This window comes from Achromobacter mucicolens, from assembly GCF_029866465.1.
Classification (GTDB): domain Bacteria; phylum Pseudomonadota; class Gammaproteobacteria; order Burkholderiales; family Burkholderiaceae_B; genus Achromobacter; species Achromobacter mucicolens.
Map to the genome: position 1 here is coordinate 4890764 of NZ_CP123364.1, position 18208 is coordinate 4908971.

16 protein-coding genes are annotated in these 18208 nt (G+C 67.8%); 8 read left to right on the forward strand and 8 right to left on the reverse strand.

Going from position 1 to position 18208, the window contains the following annotated elements:
• Window positions 1–11 precede the first annotated feature (11 nt).
• The 5 genes from QEP15_RS22275 (at window position 12) to QEP15_RS22295 (ending at window position 6442) form a co-directional block, all read left to right on the forward strand.
• On the forward strand, window positions 12–809 hold the full coding sequence (locus QEP15_RS22275; RefSeq protein ID WP_370458339.1) for an enoyl-CoA hydratase/isomerase family protein: 798 nt from the start codon (window positions 12–14) through the stop codon (window positions 807–809).
• Window positions 810–820: 11 nt separating this feature from the next.
• A complete protein-coding gene (locus QEP15_RS22280) occupies window positions 821–2044 on the forward strand; it encodes a CaiB/BaiF CoA transferase family protein (protein WP_280148080.1) in 1224 nt (407 codons plus the stop codon).
• Window positions 2041–4392 (forward strand): acyl-CoA dehydrogenase family protein, encoded by a 2352-nt coding sequence (locus QEP15_RS22285; protein ID WP_280148081.1) that lies wholly within the window; start codon window positions 2041–2043, stop codon window positions 4390–4392. The genes QEP15_RS22280 and QEP15_RS22285 overlap by 4 nt, the downstream gene beginning before the upstream one ends.
• A 46-nt stretch (window positions 4393–4438) precedes the next feature.
• A complete protein-coding gene (locus QEP15_RS22290; RefSeq protein WP_063956803.1) occupies window positions 4439–5410 on the forward strand; it encodes a Bug family tripartite tricarboxylate transporter substrate binding protein in 972 nt (323 codons plus the stop codon).
• 69 nt (window positions 5411–5479) lie between these two features.
• Window positions 5480–6442, forward strand: coding sequence for a LysR family transcriptional regulator (locus QEP15_RS22295; protein WP_056325137.1), 963 nt, complete (start codon window positions 5480–5482; stop codon window positions 6440–6442).
• Window positions 6443–6507: 65 nt separating this feature from the next.
• Here QEP15_RS22295 and QEP15_RS22300 read toward each other — a convergent pair whose 3' ends face one another.
• The 7 genes from QEP15_RS22300 to QEP15_RS22330 all read right to left on the reverse strand — a co-directional run bounded on the left by QEP15_RS22300 (window position 6508) and on the right by QEP15_RS22330 (window position 12219).
• Window positions 6508–7431 (reverse strand): amidohydrolase family protein, encoded by a 924-nt coding sequence (locus QEP15_RS22300; RefSeq protein WP_280148082.1) that lies wholly within the window; start codon window positions 7429–7431, stop codon window positions 6508–6510.
• Window positions 7428–8039, reverse strand: a complete 612-nt coding sequence (locus QEP15_RS22305; RefSeq protein ID WP_280148083.1) for a carboxymuconolactone decarboxylase family protein — start codon at window positions 8037–8039, stop codon at window positions 7428–7430. Before QEP15_RS22305 ends, QEP15_RS22300 begins: the two co-directional genes overlap by 4 nt.
• A 13-nt stretch (window positions 8040–8052) precedes the next feature.
• Window positions 8053–8667, reverse strand: a complete 615-nt coding sequence (locus tag QEP15_RS22310) for a glutathione S-transferase family protein (protein WP_152382647.1) — start codon at window positions 8665–8667, stop codon at window positions 8053–8055.
• 38 nt (window positions 8668–8705) lie between these two features.
• Window positions 8706–9350 carry a flavin reductase family protein gene (locus QEP15_RS22315; protein WP_152382648.1) on the reverse strand — a complete coding sequence of 215 codons (645 nt, stop codon included), beginning with the start codon at window positions 9348–9350 and terminating at the stop codon, window positions 8706–8708.
• A 19-nt stretch (window positions 9351–9369) separates the two neighbouring features.
• Complete coding sequence (locus QEP15_RS22320; protein WP_142055961.1) at window positions 9370–10335, reverse strand: Bug family tripartite tricarboxylate transporter substrate binding protein; 966 nt, start codon at window positions 10333–10335, stop codon at window positions 9370–9372.
• A 54-nt stretch (window positions 10336–10389) separates the two neighbouring features.
• Window positions 10390–11370, reverse strand: coding sequence for a Bug family tripartite tricarboxylate transporter substrate binding protein (locus QEP15_RS22325; RefSeq protein ID WP_280148084.1), 981 nt, complete (start codon window positions 11368–11370; stop codon window positions 10390–10392).
• Between the two features lie 102 nt (window positions 11371–11472).
• Window positions 11473–12219, reverse strand: coding sequence for a 5'-methylthioadenosine/adenosylhomocysteine nucleosidase (locus QEP15_RS22330; protein WP_280148085.1), 747 nt, complete (start codon window positions 12217–12219; stop codon window positions 11473–11475).
• 426 nt (window positions 12220–12645) lie between these two features.
• Between QEP15_RS22330 and QEP15_RS22335 the strand changes: the two genes are divergently transcribed.
• Window positions 12646–13686: a DUF2235 domain-containing protein gene (locus tag QEP15_RS22335; protein ID WP_280148086.1), complete on the forward strand. Its 1041-nt coding sequence runs from the start codon at window positions 12646–12648 to the stop codon at window positions 13684–13686.
• A gap of 4 nt (window positions 13687–13690) precedes the next feature.
• Here QEP15_RS22335 and QEP15_RS22340 read toward each other — a convergent pair whose 3' ends face one another.
• A complete protein-coding gene (locus QEP15_RS22340) occupies window positions 13691–14545 on the reverse strand; it encodes an IclR family transcriptional regulator (RefSeq protein ID WP_253857458.1) in 855 nt (284 codons plus the stop codon).
• A gap of 160 nt (window positions 14546–14705) precedes the next feature.
• On the opposite strand from QEP15_RS22340, the gene QEP15_RS22345 reads away from it, so the two are divergent.
• Together QEP15_RS22345 and QEP15_RS22350 are read left to right on the forward strand one after the other, a co-directional pair.
• Complete coding sequence (locus tag QEP15_RS22345; RefSeq protein WP_180097733.1) at window positions 14706–15695, forward strand: Bug family tripartite tricarboxylate transporter substrate binding protein; 990 nt, start codon at window positions 14706–14708, stop codon at window positions 15693–15695.
• A 152-nt stretch (window positions 15696–15847) separates the two neighbouring features.
• The gene (locus QEP15_RS22350) at window positions 15848–18199 is read left to right on the forward strand and encodes a cytochrome P450/oxidoreductase (protein WP_280148087.1); all 2352 of its coding nucleotides are present in this window, start codon (window positions 15848–15850) and stop codon (window positions 18197–18199) included.
• The last annotated feature ends 9 nt before the right edge of the window (window positions 18200–18208 follow it).

Below are 18208 nucleotides of genomic sequence, written 5' to 3' on the forward strand. Positions count from 1 at the left end.
AGGAGAGAGACATGAGCATGCCGGAGAACCTGGCCGGGCCGTACACGGCGCTGGACGTCGCGATCGCCGACGGCGTTGCCACCATCCTGCTGGCCAACCCGCCCGTCAACGCGCTCAGCACCGAGATGATGAACGAGCTGTCCTGGGTGCTGGACCGCATTTCGGAAACGCCTGAGGTGCGCGCAGTGGTGCTGTCGGGCCAGGGCAAGACGTTCTGCGCGGGCGCCGACCTGAAGAACCGCGCGGCCACCATCAAGGGGCCGGGCGACCTGCCGCAACACTCGCGCCGCACGCGGGAATGCTTTCATGCGATCCGCGAGTGCGCCAAGCCGGTGGTGGGCGCGATCAACGGCGCGGCGCTGGGCGCGGGCCTGGCCATCGTGGCCTCGTGCGACATCCTGATCGCCGCCTCCACCGCAGTCGTGGGCCTGCCGGAAATCAACGTCGGACTGCTGGGCGGCGGCCGCCATGGCATGCGGCTCTTTGGCCACTCGCGCCTGCGCCGCATGATGCTGACGGGGCTGCGCGTGGACGGCGACGAACTCTACCGGTTGGGCATCGTCGAGGCCAGCGTCCCCGCTGAAGCACTGATGGACCGCGCAATGGAACTGGCGCGCGAGCTGGCCAGCAAGAGCCCGCTGGCGTCCGTGCTGGCCAAGCAGACGCTCAACGCCATCGAAGACATGAGCCTGCGCGACGGCTACCGCTACGAGCAGGACATGACGGCGGCCATCGCCAAGACCGAGGACGCGCAGGAGGCGCGCCGCGCCTTCCTGGAAAAGCGCGCGCCGGTGTTCCAGGGCAAATAACGGGAGCCGCCATGACCAGTGCATTGGAAGGCGTGAAGGTCCTGGACCTGAGCCGCGTGTTTTCCGGGCCGTGGGCTGCGCAGATGCTGGCCGACTTCGGCGCCGAGGTCATCAAGGTGGAGCGCCCCGGCCGCGGCGACGACGTGCGGCACCAGGGCTATCCCATGCCGGACCGCGACGGCAAGCCCAGCCGGGAGACCTCTTCGTTCGTCGCGATGAACCGCGGCAAGAAATCCGTGACGCTCGATATCTCGCGGCCCGAAGGCCAGGCGCTGGTGCGCCAGCTTGCGCAGAAGGCCGACATCGTCATCGAGAACTTCAAGGCGGGCGACCTGAAGCGCTACGGGCTGGACTATGCCTCGCTGTCGGAAGTGAATCCGCGGCTGGTGTATTGCTCGATCACCGGCTTCGGCCAGACCGGCCCCTACAGCCATCTGCCGGGCTACGATCCGATCTTCCAGTCCATGAGCGGCCTGATGAGCGTGACGGGCGTGCCGGATGGCGAGCCCGGGGCGGGACCGGTCAAGGCGGGCTATTCCGTGTCGGACCTGACCGCGGGCTTTTATGCAGTGGCGGCCATTCTTGCCGCGCTGCGGCACCGCGACCAGATCTCCGGCGTGGGCCAGCACATCGACCTGGCGCTGCTGGACGCGCAGATCGCGGCCATCTCGCACATCGGCATGAACTATCTGGCCAGCGGCCAGCTGCCCGCCCGCATGGGATCGGCCTCGCAGATCACCGCGCCGTTCCGCGCCTTCGAGTGCCACGATGGGCACCTGATGGTGGCGGTGGGCAACGACTCCCAGTTCCGCAGCTTCTGCAACGTGATCGGCCTGCCCGACCTGGCCGCCGATCCGCGCTTTGACACCAACCCCAAACGCGCAGCGGCGCAGGCCGATCTGTCCCGCCAGATCGAGCCGGCGATGCTGGCGCGCACGGTGGCGGACTGGAACCAGGCGCTGGCAGCCGCCAATGTGCCCTGCGGGCCGATCTACACCATGGATCAGGTGTTCGAGGATCCGCAGGTGCGGCATCGCGAAGTGCTGGGCAGCGTGACGCATCCGGCGCTGGGCAGCATGCCGGTTGTGCGCAATCCCATTCATTTTTCCGGCACGCCCATCGCACTGGGATTGCCGCCCCCCATGCTGGGCGAGCACACGGCCGACGTCCTGCGCGCCGAGCTGGGCCTGACCGACGCGGCGATCGCGCAGCTGCACGCCGAGGGCATCGTATGAGCGCCGCCGACCACGAACTGATCGAGGAAATCCGCGACAGCGCGCGCGACTTTCTGCAGCGCCGCGACCAGCGGCAACGCAAGCGCCGCACCCCGGGCGGCGACCGCGCGTACTGGCAGGAAATAGCCGCCGTCGGCTGGCTGGGCATGAGCGTGCCCGAAGCGCTGGGCGGTCTGGGACTGGGCTGGCACGCCATGGCCGCCGTGCTGGAAGAGGCAGGCCGCGCCCAGTTGCCCGAGCCCCTCGTCGGGGCGGGCGTGCTCAGCACGGCGCTGTTGGCGCGCATCACCCCGGCGGGCGATGCCGCCATTCGGGACGCGATGCTGCAAGCCTTGTGCGCCGGTGAAAAAGTGGTGGGCCTGGCCTGGCAGGAAACCGAAGGGCAGCTTGAGGCCGGCGAATCCGCCGGGGCGTTCGGCGTCACGTTCACCGCGCGCGAAGGCGCCTATGTGCTGAACGGCGAAAAGCGCCACGTCGTCCCCGGCGCGGACGTGGACGGCTGGCTTGTCACGGCCGATGGCGAAACCGGGTCTGCGCTCTTCCATCTGCCCGCCGGCACGCCCGGCGTCACGGTGCAGACGCACGAACGCGCGGACGGCTCGCCGGCCTGCCATCTGACGATCGAGTCCGCGGTGGTTGGCGGCGAGGCGCTGCTGGCGCGCGAGGGCGTGCTGGACGCGGTTGACGAGGCGCTGGACTACGGCCGCCTGATGCAGTCCGCGGAACTCGTGGGCATCGCGCGGCAGGTGCTGGCCGATTCGGTGGCCTACCTGAACACGCGCAAGCAGTTCGGCCAGACGCTCTCGTCGTTCCAGGCGCTGCAGCACCGTCTGGTGGACGCGACCCTGCAGGTCGAGCTGGCGTCCAACAGCCTGCTGGACGCGCTGAACGCCATTGCCGCGGCGCCGGGCGACGTCAAGGCGCGCAAGGCGGCGGCTAGCCGGGTCAAGGCCCGCGCCGCACGCGCCGGCGCCGACGCGGCGCGGCTGGCCATCCAGCTGCATGGCGCCATCGGCTACACCGACGAATGCGACGTCAGCCTGTATTTCCGCAGCGCCCTGCACCTGGCCGCCTGGCTGGGCAACGCCACGGCGCATCGCCAGCGTTATGGCGTGCTGGCGGCCGACCCGGCGCCGGAGGCGGACGATACGGCAGGGCAAGCCGCCGACGGCAACGACGCCACCGAGTTCCCGCGCGACGCAGACTGGAACGCCATGCCGGAAGCGGCGTTCCGCAAGCTGCTGCGCCGGTTCTTTCGCGCGCATTACCCTGATCACCTGCGGCACGTGCCGTGGCGGCTGCATTGGGACGAGATCAAGGCGTGGTACTTCACCTTGTCGCGGCAAGGGTGGATTGCGCCGTCGTGGCCGCGCGAGCATGGCGGCATGGCGCTGTCGCCCGCCCGGCAGATCGCGTTCATCGAAGAAGCCGAACGCTACGGCGTGGCGCGCGCGCCGGACCAGGGCCTGGTCATGCTGGGCCCCATCCTCATCCGCTACGGCACCGACGCGCAGCGCGCGCGGTTTCTGCCGGGCATCCTGTCCGGCGAGGCGGTGTGGGCGCAGGGCTACTCCGAACCGGACGCTGGATCGGACCTGGCCTCGCTGCGCTGCGAGGCGGTGATCGACGGCGACGACCTGGTGGTCACGGGCCAGAAGACCTGGTCCACGCTGGCGCAGGACGCGACGCACATGTTCATGCTGGTGCGCACCGACAAGACCGTGAAGAAACAGGCCGGCATCAGCTTCCTGCTGGTGGACATGAATAGTCCGGGCGTCAGCCGCCGGCCGATCCGCACGCTGTCGGGCCACGAGGAGTTCTGCGAGGTCTTCTTCGACCAGGTCCGCGTGCCGCGCGGCAATGTGGTCGGCGAACTGAACGCGGGCTGGGGCATCGCCAAGGCGCTGCTGGGGTTTGAGCGCCTGTTCAGCGGCAGCCCCAAGCACGCCAGCCACGCCCTGCAGCAGATCTTCAGCCTGGCGCGCCAGCGCGGCCTGCTGGCCGATCCGGCGTTCACCGACCGGCTGGCCGAGTTGCGGCTGGACAGCGCCGACCTGACCGCGATGTACCGCGTGTTTGCGGACATGGCCAAGGCCGGCCGCCCGCTGCCGCCGGAACTGTCGCTGCTCAAGATCTGGGCCACCGAGACGCACGAGCGGCTGGGCGCCCTGCTGATCCAGATCGCCGAGGAATACGGCGGCGCGGCGATGCGCCTGGGCTATGGCAATGGCGGCGTGCAGGCGCTGGCGCCCTACGTCAATGCGCTCGCGGCCACCATCTTCAGCGGCACCAACGAGATCCAGCGCAACATCTACGCCAAGCAGGTTCTGGGCCTGCAAGGCGCCTGACAATGACAACGCGCCGGCCCGAGCCGGCGCAACCGGAGAGAGACACATGAAAAAAGCAACCGTACTGGCGGTGGCGGCAATGATCCTGGGCGGCGCCGCCGCGCCCGCCGCCCACGCGGCCCAACCGTGGCCAAGCCAGCCGATCCGGCTGATCGTGCCCTACCCGCCCGGCGGCTCGGTGGACAACCTGGCGCGCCTGCTTGCGCCGTCGCTGGGCGAGCGCCTGGGCCAGACCATCGTGATCGAGAACAAGGCCGGCGCCAGCGGCACCATCGGCGTGGACGCCACCGTGCGCGCCACGCCCGACGGCAACACGTTCGGCTTTGGCGTGCCGGGCGCCATCACCGGACTGCCCCACGTCATGAAGGTGCCGTACGACGTGTCCAAGATCCAGTACGTGTCGCTGGTCGCGCGCATTCCGCAGGTCATCATGGTCAACCCGTCGTTGCCGGATACCACCCTGGCCGCCTTTGTCGACAGCGCCAAAAAGCACCCCGGCAAATACAACTACGGCTCGGCCGGCAATGTCACCACCCCGCACCTGGGCGGCGAACTGCTCAAGCAGCAGACCGGCATCGACATCATGCACGTGCCCTACAAAGGCGCCGCGCCCGCGGTGACCGCGCTGCTGTCCAACGAGGTGCAGATGTTCCCCGGCGATGCCTCGGCCGCGCTGGGCTTCATCAAGGCGGGCAAGCTGCGCGCGCTGGCCGTGGCCAGCCCGGAACGCTTCGAGGGCCTGCCCGACGTGCCCACCACCAAGGAGGCCGGCTTTCCCGGCATCGTCGTGGAGTCGAACTACGGCGTCATCGCGCCCACCGGCACGCCCAAGGACATCGTGGACAAGATGTCGGACGCGATCGCCAAGTCGCTGGCCGACCCGGTGCTGCGTCAGAAAATGATCGACCAGGGCGCCATCCCGGTCGCGACGTCGCCGGACGCCTATCGCGCCCTGATGGAAGCGGAGTCGAAGAAATGGGGCGAGGTCATCAAGCGCGGCAAGCTGGGTTTGCAATAACGCCATGCCCGCACGCTTTTGCCGTACGCTTATGCCGATTCCACCGACTGCCGACCTGCTCCATCGACCATGCCATCCGCAAAAGCCACGGGCCTGAGCCTGGACCTGACCGCCGACCTTCACAAATGGCGGGCCTTCCTGGCCATCGCGGAACTGGGCAGCATCACGCGCGCGGCGCTGTATCTGGACCAGGACCAGTCGGTGCTGAGCCGCCGCATCAATGCGCTGGAACGCGAGTGCAATGCGCGGCTCTTTAACCGCACCGGGCGCGGCGTGAACCTGTCGGAAGTGGGCGAGCGCCTGTTCCCGCTGGTGCAAACGCTGCTGGGCGACGCCGAGCGGCTTGAGCTGGAACTGAACGGCGAGGCCCGCGAACCTGCCGGCGAGGTCACGCTGGGCCTGTTGCCATCGACCGCGCACCCGCTCATCCGCCGGCTGTTTTCGCGGCTGCGCCAGCAGTTTCCCAAGGTGCATCTGAAAATTCTGGAAGGCTCCAGCGGCCAGATCGAGGAATGGCTGACCGACAGCCGCGTGGACATCGCCATCCTGTACCGCTACGGCGACAAATGCCCACCCGGCGAGCAGGCGTTGGCGTCCGTGGACTCTTACCTGGTCGGCGCGGCGGGCGACGCGCGCACGCAGGCCGGCGAAGTGACGTTTGATCAGTTGGACGGACTGCCGTTCATCCTGCCCGGCGCGCCCAATGGCCTGCGCAACGCGCTGGACGGCCTGGCGCGGGCGCGCAAGATCACCATCGCGCCTCTCATCGAGGCCGACTCGCTTCCGCTCATGAAGTCCATCGTCGAGCACGAGAAGATGTACACCGTGCTGCCGCTGCACGCCGTCTGGCAGGAAGTGCAGGAGGGGCGCCTGAGCATCGCCGCGCTGCGCGATCCCACGATGAGCCGCATCATCTCGATGGCGTTCTCGCGCTCGAAGGGACCCGGACGCACGGTCACGGAAGTTGCCACGCAGATCGAGGCGCTGGTGCGCGAGATCGGCGGCGAAGGCGTCTGGCACGCCAGCCCGTAAGCGGCGTCCACCAGTGGGTTCAGGATGCGGGTTCAGCGCGGGGGCTCAGCGACCCCCGCTTGTATTCATGCAAAGCCGTACAGACGCTCGGGGTTGACCACCCAGACCCGCTTGCGCAGCGCCTCGTTGTCCAGCCAATCGTGCGCCAGGTCCACCAGCGCGTCGGCCGACGGCGCCGCCGCCCCCATGCGCACGAAGGGCCAGTCCGACCCCCACAGCACCTGATCCGGATTGGCGGCGGTGAAGGCATCGTGGATGAAGCGCGCGTTTTCATAATCGGGCGCGGCCCCCACCCGGCACGCCGTCAGCTTCATCCAGATCCTGCCGTCGGCCAGCAGCCCGCGCAGCAGCTGGAACACCGGATCGGCCTCGCCGCGCGCCGGGACCAGGCTGCCCAGGTGGTCGATGACCAGCGCCAAGTCCAGCTTTGCCAGCTCGGGCAGATGGCGCAAATAGGTATCGCACGGCGCCCACAGCTGCGCGTGCAGGCCAAACTGCTTCATGCGGGGCGCAAGCGCCGCGACCTGATCGAATCCCACGCTGCCGGGAAACAGGTTTCCCGCGGGGTCGCGCGCCTCGACGAAGCGCAGGCCGCGCACGCCGCCGTCATGCAAGGCTTGCAGCTGTGCATCCGTGACGGACGGGTCTGCCACCGCGATCCCGCGCAGGCGGCCTGCGCCCTCGCGCAGCGCGTCCAGCAAGGCATCCGGGTTCGTGCCATAGGGCGCCGGCTGCACCAGCACCCCGCGCGATGCGCCCAGCGTGTCCAGCATGCGCAGATAGCGCGACGCCGGCGCGTCCGGCGCGGCGTAGGACGAGGGATGCTGCAGGGGAAAACGGTCGTAGGGACCAAAGACATGGCAATGCGTGTCGCACGCGCCCGCCGGCAGGGCGTGGCGCGGCGTCACCGGCATGCGGGGCGTTTCCACGCTGTCCGGCACATAGGCGCGGGCCTGCCCGCCTGCGGCCGGACTTCCGGCGGCGCTCATGGCTGGCTCCCGGTCAGGGGCGCAAGCCGGCTGAGCGCCGGCGCGCCATCCTGGCGCGGCGTATCCAGCGGCGGCGGCGCGTCGTCGGGCATCGGAATTTCGTGCGCGTTCAGCGTCATGGACACCATGGTGTAGTAGCCGATCACGGCGGTCAGTTCCACCACGCCCACCGCGTCCCAGCTCGCGACGGCCTGCGCATACAGGTCCGGTTCGACCTGACCGGTCTCCTGGATCTGCCGCGCAAACTCGTAGACCACCGCGTCGTCGGGATTGTCGAACACGGGTGTTTCGCGGGCCCGGATCGCGTCCAGTGCGGCGTCCGAGATACCGGCGGCGCGCGCCGCCTGCGCATGGATGTGCCATTCGATCTGGCTGTTCCAACGGCGCGCCGTCACCACAATGGCCAGTTCGCTGACGCGCGGCGCCAGGCTGGTGCCAAAGCGCAGCAACGCGCCCAGCGCCTGCCAGCGCTCGGCCAGTTCCGGGCTGTGCAGCGCGGCGCGCAAGGGGCCGACAAGGCGTCCGCGCGGACCGGAGACGATCTTCTCGTACACGCGCTTCTGGTCGTCGGTCATGGTGTCTGGCGTGGGCAGCGGGATACGGCTCATCTTCGTCCTCTCGTTACGGGGTTTCGTCGGGCTGCGTGCGCATCACGGACGGGCGCGCGGCAAACCGCGCGTGCCAGGCCGCCAGCGCCGGGTGGCCGTCGCGCCAGACGATATCCGGGAAACGATAGTCCATGTACGACAGCGCGCAGCCGATGGCGATCAGGCCCAGGTCGAAGCGGCTTGCCTGCAGCGCGGGCGCTTCGGCCTCCAGCGCAGCCAGCACCGCCCGGGTCTTGAGCGCAAAGGCGTCCAGCCACGCGGGCGTCTGCCGCGCCTCGGGCTTGTTGCGTTCCTGGCGGAACAGCAGCAGCGCGTCCAGAAAGCCGTCGCCCAGCGCCTGGCGCCGTTCGGCGGTCAGGCGGGTCTGCGGGTCGGCCGGCAACAGGCCGCAGCCCGTCAGCGCGTCCAGGTAGGCGCAGATCACGCGCGAGTCGTACAGCGGCTGGCCATCGTCCAGCACCAGCGTCGGCAACTTGATGAGCGGATTGTCGGGCACCAGATCCAGGTTGGGCTTATCCATCGCGACCGGCGTGCGCACGAGCGTCACGCGGTCCTCGATGCCGGCCTCGTGAATGACGATCATCACCTTGCGCACGAAGGGCGATCGCGGCGACCAATGCAGTTTCATCGACAGGCTCCAAAAGGGTTCAAGGTCTTCTCGCGCATTCAATGCCCCTGCGTAGGCCGCACGGCGGGATCGTTGGCCGCGTCGGGCGTGCGCATCTGAAAGAGATCGCTGGTGTGCGCGTACCAGCCCGCGCCGTGCATGCGGCCCAGAAGGCGCAGCGCGGGCGTGTCCACGTAAAACTTTTCGGCGTTGAGCAAGGCGTCGTCTCGCAGGTACAGCGCCACCACGCGCGCCAGCACGATCACGCGCTGGGGCGCCGCATCCAGCACCTGCCAGACCTCGCACTCCAGCGCCGCGGGACTTTGCGCGATGCGCGGCGGCGCCACCATCAGGGACGGCTCGGTGGACAGGCCGGCGCGCACCAATTCATCGATGCCGGCGTCGTAGTCCAGGCTGGTGTGGTTCATCTGCTCGGCCAGCTCCGCCGACACCAGGTTGATCACGAACTGCCCCGTCTGCAGGATGTTGCGCGAGGTGTCCTTCAACTGGCCGCCGCGCGGGCCGATGCCCAGCGCGACGATGGGCGGATCGCTGCTGACCACATTGAAGAACGAGAACGGCGCGGCGTTGCGCGCACCTTGCGGCGACTGGCTGACCACCCAGGCGATGGGCCGCGGCACGACCACGCTGGAAAGCAGCTTGAAGGCGTCGGCCGAGGCCAGTTTGCTGAAATCGAAGTTCATGGCGCGGGAGGGTTCATCGTCATTTGGCCAGCAGCCCCAGCGTGCCGAGCAGCCGCTGCATGTCTGCGCGGTCCTTGCGGACATAAGCGCCGGCGTCCTGGGGCGACAACGCCATCAACGATATCGCCTGATCCTGCATCACGCGGCGGTAGTCGGGATCGTCGTTCACGCGCCGGACGGTATCGCTCAGCGTCTGCACGATGTCCGCGGGGGTGCCAGCGGGCGCGGCCAGGCTGTACCAGGTGGCGGCCTGCGCGCCCGGCACCCCGGCCTCGTCCAGCGTCGGCACGTCGGGCAGCAACGGCGAGCGCTCGCTGGCCGCGTACGCCAGCGGCACCAGCCGGCCCTGGCGGATGAACGGCAGGCTGGCCGACAGGTTCAGCATGGCCAGGTCGATCTGTCCGCCGACGGCGTCATTGATCGCCGGCGACGCGCCCGCGTAGGGAATGTGATTGAGCTGCACGTGCGCGGCCTGCTGGAACAGTTCGGCGCCCAGGTGCGTGGCGCCGCCCACGCCGGCCGAGCCATAACTGAGCTTGCCGGGCTCGGCCTTGGCGCGGGCGATCAGCGCCTGCACCGTCTTGATGCCACGCGACGGGTTGACGACCAGCATGATGGGCTGCACTGCCACCACCGAACAGAATTCGAAGGCCTGAATGCCGTCGTACGTGGTCTTCTGCATCAACGGCGTCACCACGTGGCCGGCCGAGGTGCCGAGCAGCAGCGTGTAGCCGTCAGGCTTGGCGCGGGCCACGAAGCCCGTGCCGATGGACGCGCCCCCGCCCGGCTTGTTCTCGACCACGACGGGCTGGCCCAGCCGCTTTTCCAGGGCGCGCGCCAGGCTGCGCGCCACCACGTCGGCCGGACCGCCGGCGGCGTAAGGATTGATGAGCGTGATGGGGTGGTCGGGATAAGCCGCCGCGGCCGGCGCGGACAGCGAGACGGCGGACAGCGCGGCCGCCGCCGTCAGCAGGATTCGAAGCATCGAGGGCATGGCAGGTCCTTGCGTGAAAGAGGCGACGGCGAGACGGGCTGGCGCTCAGTCGGCGCGTGCGCCGGAGGCCTCGATGATCCGCGCCCACTTCTGCGTATCGGCGCGGATGCGTTCGGCAAACGCCTCGGGCGTGCTGTAGGTTGTCTGGATGCCGTATCCGGCCATGCGCTCGACCATCTGCGGCGCCAGCATCACGCTTTTGATGTCCGCGTTCAGCCGGTCGATGATCGGGCGCGGCGTGCCCGCAGGCGCCAGCACGCCTGACCACAAGCTGACCTCGAAGGATTCGAAGCCCGGCGACTCCGAGATGGCGGGCACGTCGGGCAACGCCGCCAGACGCTGGCGGCTGGTCACGCCCAACGCCTTGACCTTGCCCTGCTTGACCTGTTCGACAAAATTGGACGAGGTGTCGATCATCATCGAGATGCGTCCGGCCATGAAGTCGTTGATCGCCCCCGACGTGCCCTTGTACGGAATATGGCGGATATCCACGCCGGCCGTGGACTTGAACATTTCGCCCGACAGATGGCTGGTGGTGCCGCTGCCCGAGGAACTGAAGGTCAGCTCGCCCGGCTTTTTGCGGGCCAGTTCCGCAAGCTCCGCGACCGAGTTCACCTGCAGCGCCGGATTCACCACGAGCAGGTTCGCGGTCAGGTTGGTCATCGCGATCGGCGCAAAGCTCTTCTGCGGGTCGTAGCGCAGCTTGGCGTACAGCGTGGGGTTGATCGTCAGCACCCCCATGGTCGAGTACAGCAAGGTGTAGCCATCCGGCGCGGCGTTGGCCACCGCCTCGGCGCCGATCGCACCGCCGGCGCCGCCCCGGTTCTCCACCACGATGGATTGGCCCAGTTTCTCGCCCAGCCCCTGCGCCAGGGCGCGGGCCATCAGATCGGTGGCCCCGCCCGCCGGAAACGGAACGACCAGCCGCACGGGCCGGTCGGGATAGGTGGACGCGGCCTCCGCCGCGGAAATCAGCCCCATGCCAAGGCAAAGCCCGGCCGTGCTCAGCGCACTTGCGATTTTCATGCTGTCTCCAAACTTCGTTCTTGTGTTTGCAGCATGGTAGGCGCGGGACCGGGCCGGGGCTATGCGCGGGATCGCATATCTGGTTTGCGCGGGGATTGACCGTCAGGCGTCGCGCAGCGCGCCGGATTGCAGCAGCGGCTTCAGGATGCCGGCGGTGTACAGCCGCGCCAGATTCACCAGAAAGTCCGTGAAATCCGTCTTCGCCGTGTGATCGGCGCTGTCGGAAATCACGCGCATCACGGCAAACGGCACGCCGAACTCGTGGCACACCTGCGCCATCGCCGCGCCTTCCATCTCCAGGCACAGGGCATCGGGCAGACGCTCGCGCAGCGTGTGCGCCAGGGCGTTGTCGTTCACGAAAATGTCGCCCGTCGCAATCAGACCATGATGGACGCGCGGCGTGGCGCTTGCGGCCGGCAGGCCGCCCTTGCCCGCAAAGTCGCGGGCGCTGTCCAGCAGCAGCGCGCTCAGGGCGGCATCGGTATCGAAGCGTTCGCGTCCCAACAGCGGGATTTCATGGCGGCCGAACAAGGGGCGCGCGTCCATGTCGTGCTGCATCAGGGCGTCGGCCACGACCACGTCGCCCACGCGCACCTGCGGATGCAGGCCGCCCGCCAGGCCCGTGAAGAGCACGCGGGTCACGCCAAATTCCTGGATGACGATGGACGCCGTCGCCGCCGCGGCCACCTTGCCGATGCGGCTGAGCGCGATGACGCACGGCGTGCCCCACAGCGTGCCCACCTGAAAATCGCGCATGGCGATGCGGTGCGTTTGCGCGCCGGGGTCCATGGCCGCCAGCAGGTCGGCGATCTCTTCGTGCAGCGCGCCCAGAATGGCGAGACGTCCCATGTGTGGTGTTTCCGTGATCGTTGCGTTGCGCGGCCCGTGCCGCCAGCGCGCAACATACTCCAATGCAGCCTTGCCCGCCAATGACGGGGCTTTGCAGTTCCAGATCGCCTGACCCGGTTTCAAGCACCCCGAAAAACGGCCTACGGGCCGTTTTTTGCGCTGACCGGATACCAACCATATCAGTCTTGGATGGCTACTGATGCGGTAGTGACGGCGTACTCCAGCAATCGGCGGATCGGCTGTTTTCCCGCGCGATTCAGGATGACTCCCACCTCGGGCTAGGCAAAAAGGTGGTGTACGGACATGCAGCAGGGAAACCCCGTGCCCTGCTGCGATCGCCGCGCGTGCTAGCTTGCCTCACGCAGGCGTTGTCCCGGCCAGCGGCATAGGTATCGCAAGCCTTTATCTGTGTGTGGGGAGACGATCATGGTCAAGAAGAACCTCGCCGTTTTCTTCGACGGCACGTGGAACGAACCTAACGACCGCACCAATGTCTACGAGCTCTACAAAGCCGCGCCCGAGACCAGCACGCAGGAAACGCTCTACATCGAGGGCGTGGGCACGCAGGGCCAGGGCCTGTGGGCAGCCGTCGACAAATTCATGGGCGGCGCGTTCGGCGCAGGCCTGTCGGCCAACATCCGGCAGGGCTACCGGTGGCTCTGCCAGCGTCACCAGCCCGGCGACCGCATCTTCCTCTTCGGCTTCAGCCGCGGCGCCTACTCCGCGCGCAGCCTCGCGGGCATGGTGCGCAAATGCGGCCTGCTCAATGAAGCCACCGAGGCCAACGTGTCCGAGGCCTACGCGCTGTACCGCGACGACTGCGCCCCGTCATCCCTGGAAGCCGCCGCCTTCCGCGACCGCTTCTCGCGCGACACCGATCTGCACTTCGTCGGCGTCTGGGACACCGTGGGCAGCCTGGGCATCCCCGTGGGCGGCATCTCGTTTCCCGGCTTTTCCAGCTTCTACAACTTTCACGACACGGAACTCAGCAACCACGTCCTGAACGCGTACCACGCCATCGCCACCAACGAATACCGCGAGCCGTACTTCCCCACGCTCTGGACCCGCCGCGCGGGCTCGCCGCCACGCCCCGCAAACCTGCCCGTCGAGCAACGCTGGTTCATCGGCGCGCATTCCGACGTGGGCGGCGGATATCAGGATGGAAGCCTGCAGACGCTACCGGCGTCGTGGCTACAGGAAAAGGCGCGGCAGGCGGGGTTGGAGGCGGGGACGGTGCAGCGGATCTCGACGGATTACGAACAGTGCGAACCGCATGATTCGTATAAGGAATTCACGGAGAAGGTACCGATTCCGGTGAAACGTCGGCCGCGGGTGTGGGATAAGGACACGGTCCTGAATCTGACGATCGATGATCGGCTGGTCAGGCGGTTCGAGCGCAATCAGGCGTTTCTGAAGGAGTATCCGGATTTCCGGGATGCGTTGGGGAAGTTGGAGGTGGGGCGGTAGGGGATCACCCCGCCACATACCCCAGCGCCACACTGGCCGCCAGCGCCTCGCGCTTTACCGCGGCCACCACCGCCCCACCCTCGGACACATCAAATCCGCCCGTTGCGCCCAGCGCGGTCAATACCGCGCAGACGCGTCCGGTATGGTCATACAGCGGCGCCGAGACGGCGCTGATGCCGCGCAGGTTCGTGTCCTTCACCGTGGCGCACCCCAGCGCCCGCACGTCTCGACGCAAGACGCCGATGGGATCGTCGCGATCCAGCAGCTCTCGCTGATCGGCAGGCGCGCCGGCCAATTCAGCCTCAGCCAGCGCCCGCACGGGCGCCTCGTTCAGCAAGCCAAGAAAAGCCCGCCCCGTCGCCGACCACAGCATCGACAGCACCGACCCCACGCGCACGTTCACCGTGACCGGCAGGCCGGGTTCCTCAAATCGCACAATGGTCGGCCCCTTGTTGCCCATGACGGCGATGAAGCACGTGACGGCCAGGCTTTCGCGCAGGCGAACGAGCGCGGGTTCGCCGATGCGTAGGGGGTCGGCCTGGCGCATGGCGGCTACCCCTACATAAAGCGCTTCGAGGCCCAGGTGGTACTGCTGCGTCGCCACTTCCTGGTCGACCAGGCCCTCGGCGATGAGGCTCATCAGGTAGCGATGCACCTTGGCGGGGCTTTCGCCGACGTGGGCGGCCAGCGCCGTGAGGCTGGCGCGGCCGCCCAGGCGGGCAAGCCCTTTCAGGACGGACATGCCGGTTTCCGCGGCCTGGACCCGCTGCCGGCGTTCGCGAGGCCGGACGGCCGGGGATTCGGCGGATTCAAGATCAGACGCGAGGTCGGATTCGGGCGGCAAGGCGGCTTTGCTCATGGGAAATACGGCTCCGTAACAGCGGGCTCGCCGGCAACCGAGGGACCGAAAGCCTGGAGCGGCACTAAGGTTAACCCTTCTTCAAAAATTACGCATTGCGTATATGCTTTACGCAAACAAGGAATGCACTTTTGACATTCCACAACGAGGAGACTTGTCCATGCGCAGTGTTAAACACCACATCCTGGCCGGCCTGATGGCCCTGCCCCTCTTGGCTTGTGCCAGCGCATCCGCGCAGCAGGCGGCTGCCGATTACCCGTCCAAGCCCGTGCGCTGGATCGTGCCGTATGCCGCCGGCGGCGGGTCGGACTTCCTGGCGCGCAGCATCGGGCAAGGCCTGACCGGACGCCTGGGCCAGCCGGTGGTGATCGAGAACAAGCCGGGCGGCAACACGGCAATTGCGGCGTCGGAAACGGCGCGCGCCCCGGCCGACGGCTACACGATGTTGTCCGCCGACAACGGCACGCTGGTGTTCAACCCCGCCCTCTACAAAAAGCTGTCGTATGACCCGGCGAAGGACCTGGCGCCGGTCACGCTGATGGGACGGTTCCCGATGATCCTGGTGGTCGGTCCGGCCATGAAGGTCAACTCGGCCAAGGAATTCCTGGCCGAAGCCAAGGGACGCAGGGAAGGCCTGGATTACGCCTCGGCCGGCGCCGGCAGCCCGCACCACCTGGCGATGGAATTGCTGAAGGTCGAGGCCGGCCTGACGATGACCCACGTGCCATACCGTGGCGCCTCGCCCGCGCTGGCGGATGTCGCCGGCGGGCAGGTGCCCGCGATGATGGTGGACCTGGCCGCCGGCGCCGGCTTCATCAACGGCGGCAAGGTCAAGGCGCTGGCAGTCGCCAATCCGACGCGTCTGCCGCAATTGCCCGACGTGCCGACGTTCGCCGAGATCGGCCTGAAGAACGTGGAAGCCGCCGCGCAGGTCGGCGTGGTGGTGCCGGCCGCCACCCCCAAGCCGGTGATCGACGCCCTGAACAAGCAGGTGGTCGCGACCATCAATGACCCGGCCACGCGCCAGCGCCTGGTGGAGTTCGGCATCGAGCCGATCGGCAACACGCCCGCACAGTACGCCGAGATGCTGACGGCCGAACGCGCCCGCTGGCAAAAGCTGATCAAAGATCTGGGCATCACGCTGGATTGAGCATTACGCGGGAATGCGCGTCATGCCGGCCTAGGCATCACGCTCGACCGCATCACGTTGAACCCCGCATCACCGGCCCGCCGCATGCATATGCCGCAAGCATGTGCCGCACCCCGCGGCGGGCCCGCAAGACGAACACACGGAACGACCTCATGAACCAAGCATCCGCCACGCCGCGCCCCTCGGGCTGTCCCATCGATCACGCTGCGCTGTCCGCCGAGCAAAGCCCGACGGGCTGTCCGGTCAGCGCGCGCGCCGCCGCGTTCGACCCCTTTGGCGACGGCTATCAACAGGACCCGCCCGAATACGTGCGCTGGGCGCGCGAGCAGGAGCCGGTGTTCTACAGTCCGCAGTTGGGCTACTGGGTCGTGACGCGCTACGACGACATCAAGGCGATCTTCCGCGACAACATCACCTTCAGCCCGTCGATCGCGCTGGAGAAGATCACGCCGACGGGGCCGGAGGCCAACGCGGTGCTGGCCTCGTATGGCTACGCCATGAACCGCACGCTGGTGAACGAGGACGAGCCCGCGCACATGCCGCGCCGACGCGTGCTGATGGACCCGTTCACGCCCGAGGAGTTGAAGCATCACGAACCCATGGTGCGTCGCCTGACGCGCGAATACGTGGACCGCTTTATCGACGACGGCCGCGCCGATCTCGTCGATCAGATGCTGTGGGAAGTGCCGCTGACCGTGGCGCTGCACTTCCTGGGCGTGCCCGAAGAAGACATGGACCTGCTGCGCCAATATTCCATCGCGCACACCGTGAACACCTGGGGCCGTCCCAAGCCCGAGGAGCAGGTCGCCGTCGCGCATGCGGTGGGCAATTTCTGGCAGCTGGCCGGCAAGATCCTGGACAAGATGCGGCAGGACCCCTCGGGCCCCGGCTGGATGCAATACGGCCTGCGCAAGCAGCAGACGCACCCGGAGGTGGTCACCGATTCGTACCTGCATTCGATGATGATGGCCGGCATCGTGGCGGCGCACGAGACCACGGCCAATGCGTCGGCCAATGCCATCAAGCTGCTGTTGCAGCATCCGCAGGCCTGGCGCGAGATCTGCGAGGATCCGAACCTGATCCCCAACGCGGTCGAGGAATGCCTGCGTCACAACGGATCGGTTGCCGCGTGGCGCCGCCTGGCCACGCGCGACGTCGAGATCGCGGGCGTGGCGATTCCGGCCGGGTCGAAACTGCTGATCGTGACCTCGTCGGCCAACCATGACGAAGGCCAGTTCGAAGACGCCGACCTCTTTGACATCCGCCGAGAAAATGCCAGCGATCAGCTCACGTTCGGGTATGGCTCGCATCAGTGCATGGGCAAGAACCTGGCGCGCATGGAGATGCAGATCTTTCTGGAAGAACTGACGCGCCGGCTGCCGCATCTGAAGTTGGCGGAGCAGTCCTTCACCTATGTGCCCAACACCTCCTTCCGCGGGCCGGAACACCTGTGGGTGGAATGGGATCCGGCGCAGAACCCGGAGCGCGCGAACCCATCCCTGCTAGAAAACAGGCATCCCGTGCGCATCGGCGAGCCTTCATCGCACGCCATCACCCGGCCCGTCGTGGTGCAAAGCGCTGAGCAGGCCGCGGACGGCATCCTGCGGCTGCGTCTGGTGTCACCCGACGGCAAGCCTCTGCCCCGCTGGTCGCCCGGCTCGCATATCGACGTGGAATGCGGCGACACCGGCCTGTCGCGCCAATACTCGCTGTGCGGCGACCCGGCCGAAACCGGCGTGTTTGAAATTGCCGTGCTGCGCGAGGCGGATGGCCGCGGCGGCTCGGCCTGGATGCACGCGAACGCCACGCCCGGCGCGCGCCTGCGCATCCGTGGTCCGCGCAATCACTTTCGAATGGATGAGTCGGCGTCCAAGCTCATCCTGATCGCGGGCGGCATCGGCATCACGCCGATCAGCGCGATGGCGCGGCGCGCGCGTGAGCTGGGGCTGGATTATGAATTGCATTACAGCGGACGCTCGCGCGGTTGCATGGCGCTGGCGGACGAACTGGCGGCGCTGCACGGCGACCGGCTGCATCTGCACGTCAAGGACGAAGGCACTCGCGCCGACTACACCGCCCTGCTTGCAGAACCGCGCCCCGGCACCCAGGTGTACGCCTGCGGTCCGCAAGTCCTGCTGGACGCGCTGGCGGGATGCTGCGCGGCTTGGCCGGAGGATGCGCTGCGGGTGGAGCACTTCCATTCGACGCTTGGGACGCTGGATCCGTCGAAGGAACAGGCGTTCGAGGCGGTGCTGAAGGATTCGGGCATCGTCATCAGCGTGCCCGCGGACCAGACACTGTTGACGGCATTGCGTGGCGCCAACATCGATGTGCAGAGCGACTGCGAGGAAGGGTTGTGCGGGTCGTGCGAGGTACGCGTACTGGAAGGCGACATCGACCACCGCGACGTCGTGCTGACGCGGGCGGAACGCGAGGCGAACAACAAGATGATGGCGTGCTGCTCGCGGTCTTGCGGGGGGAAGAAGGTGGTGTTGGAGCTGTAGAAAAAAAGC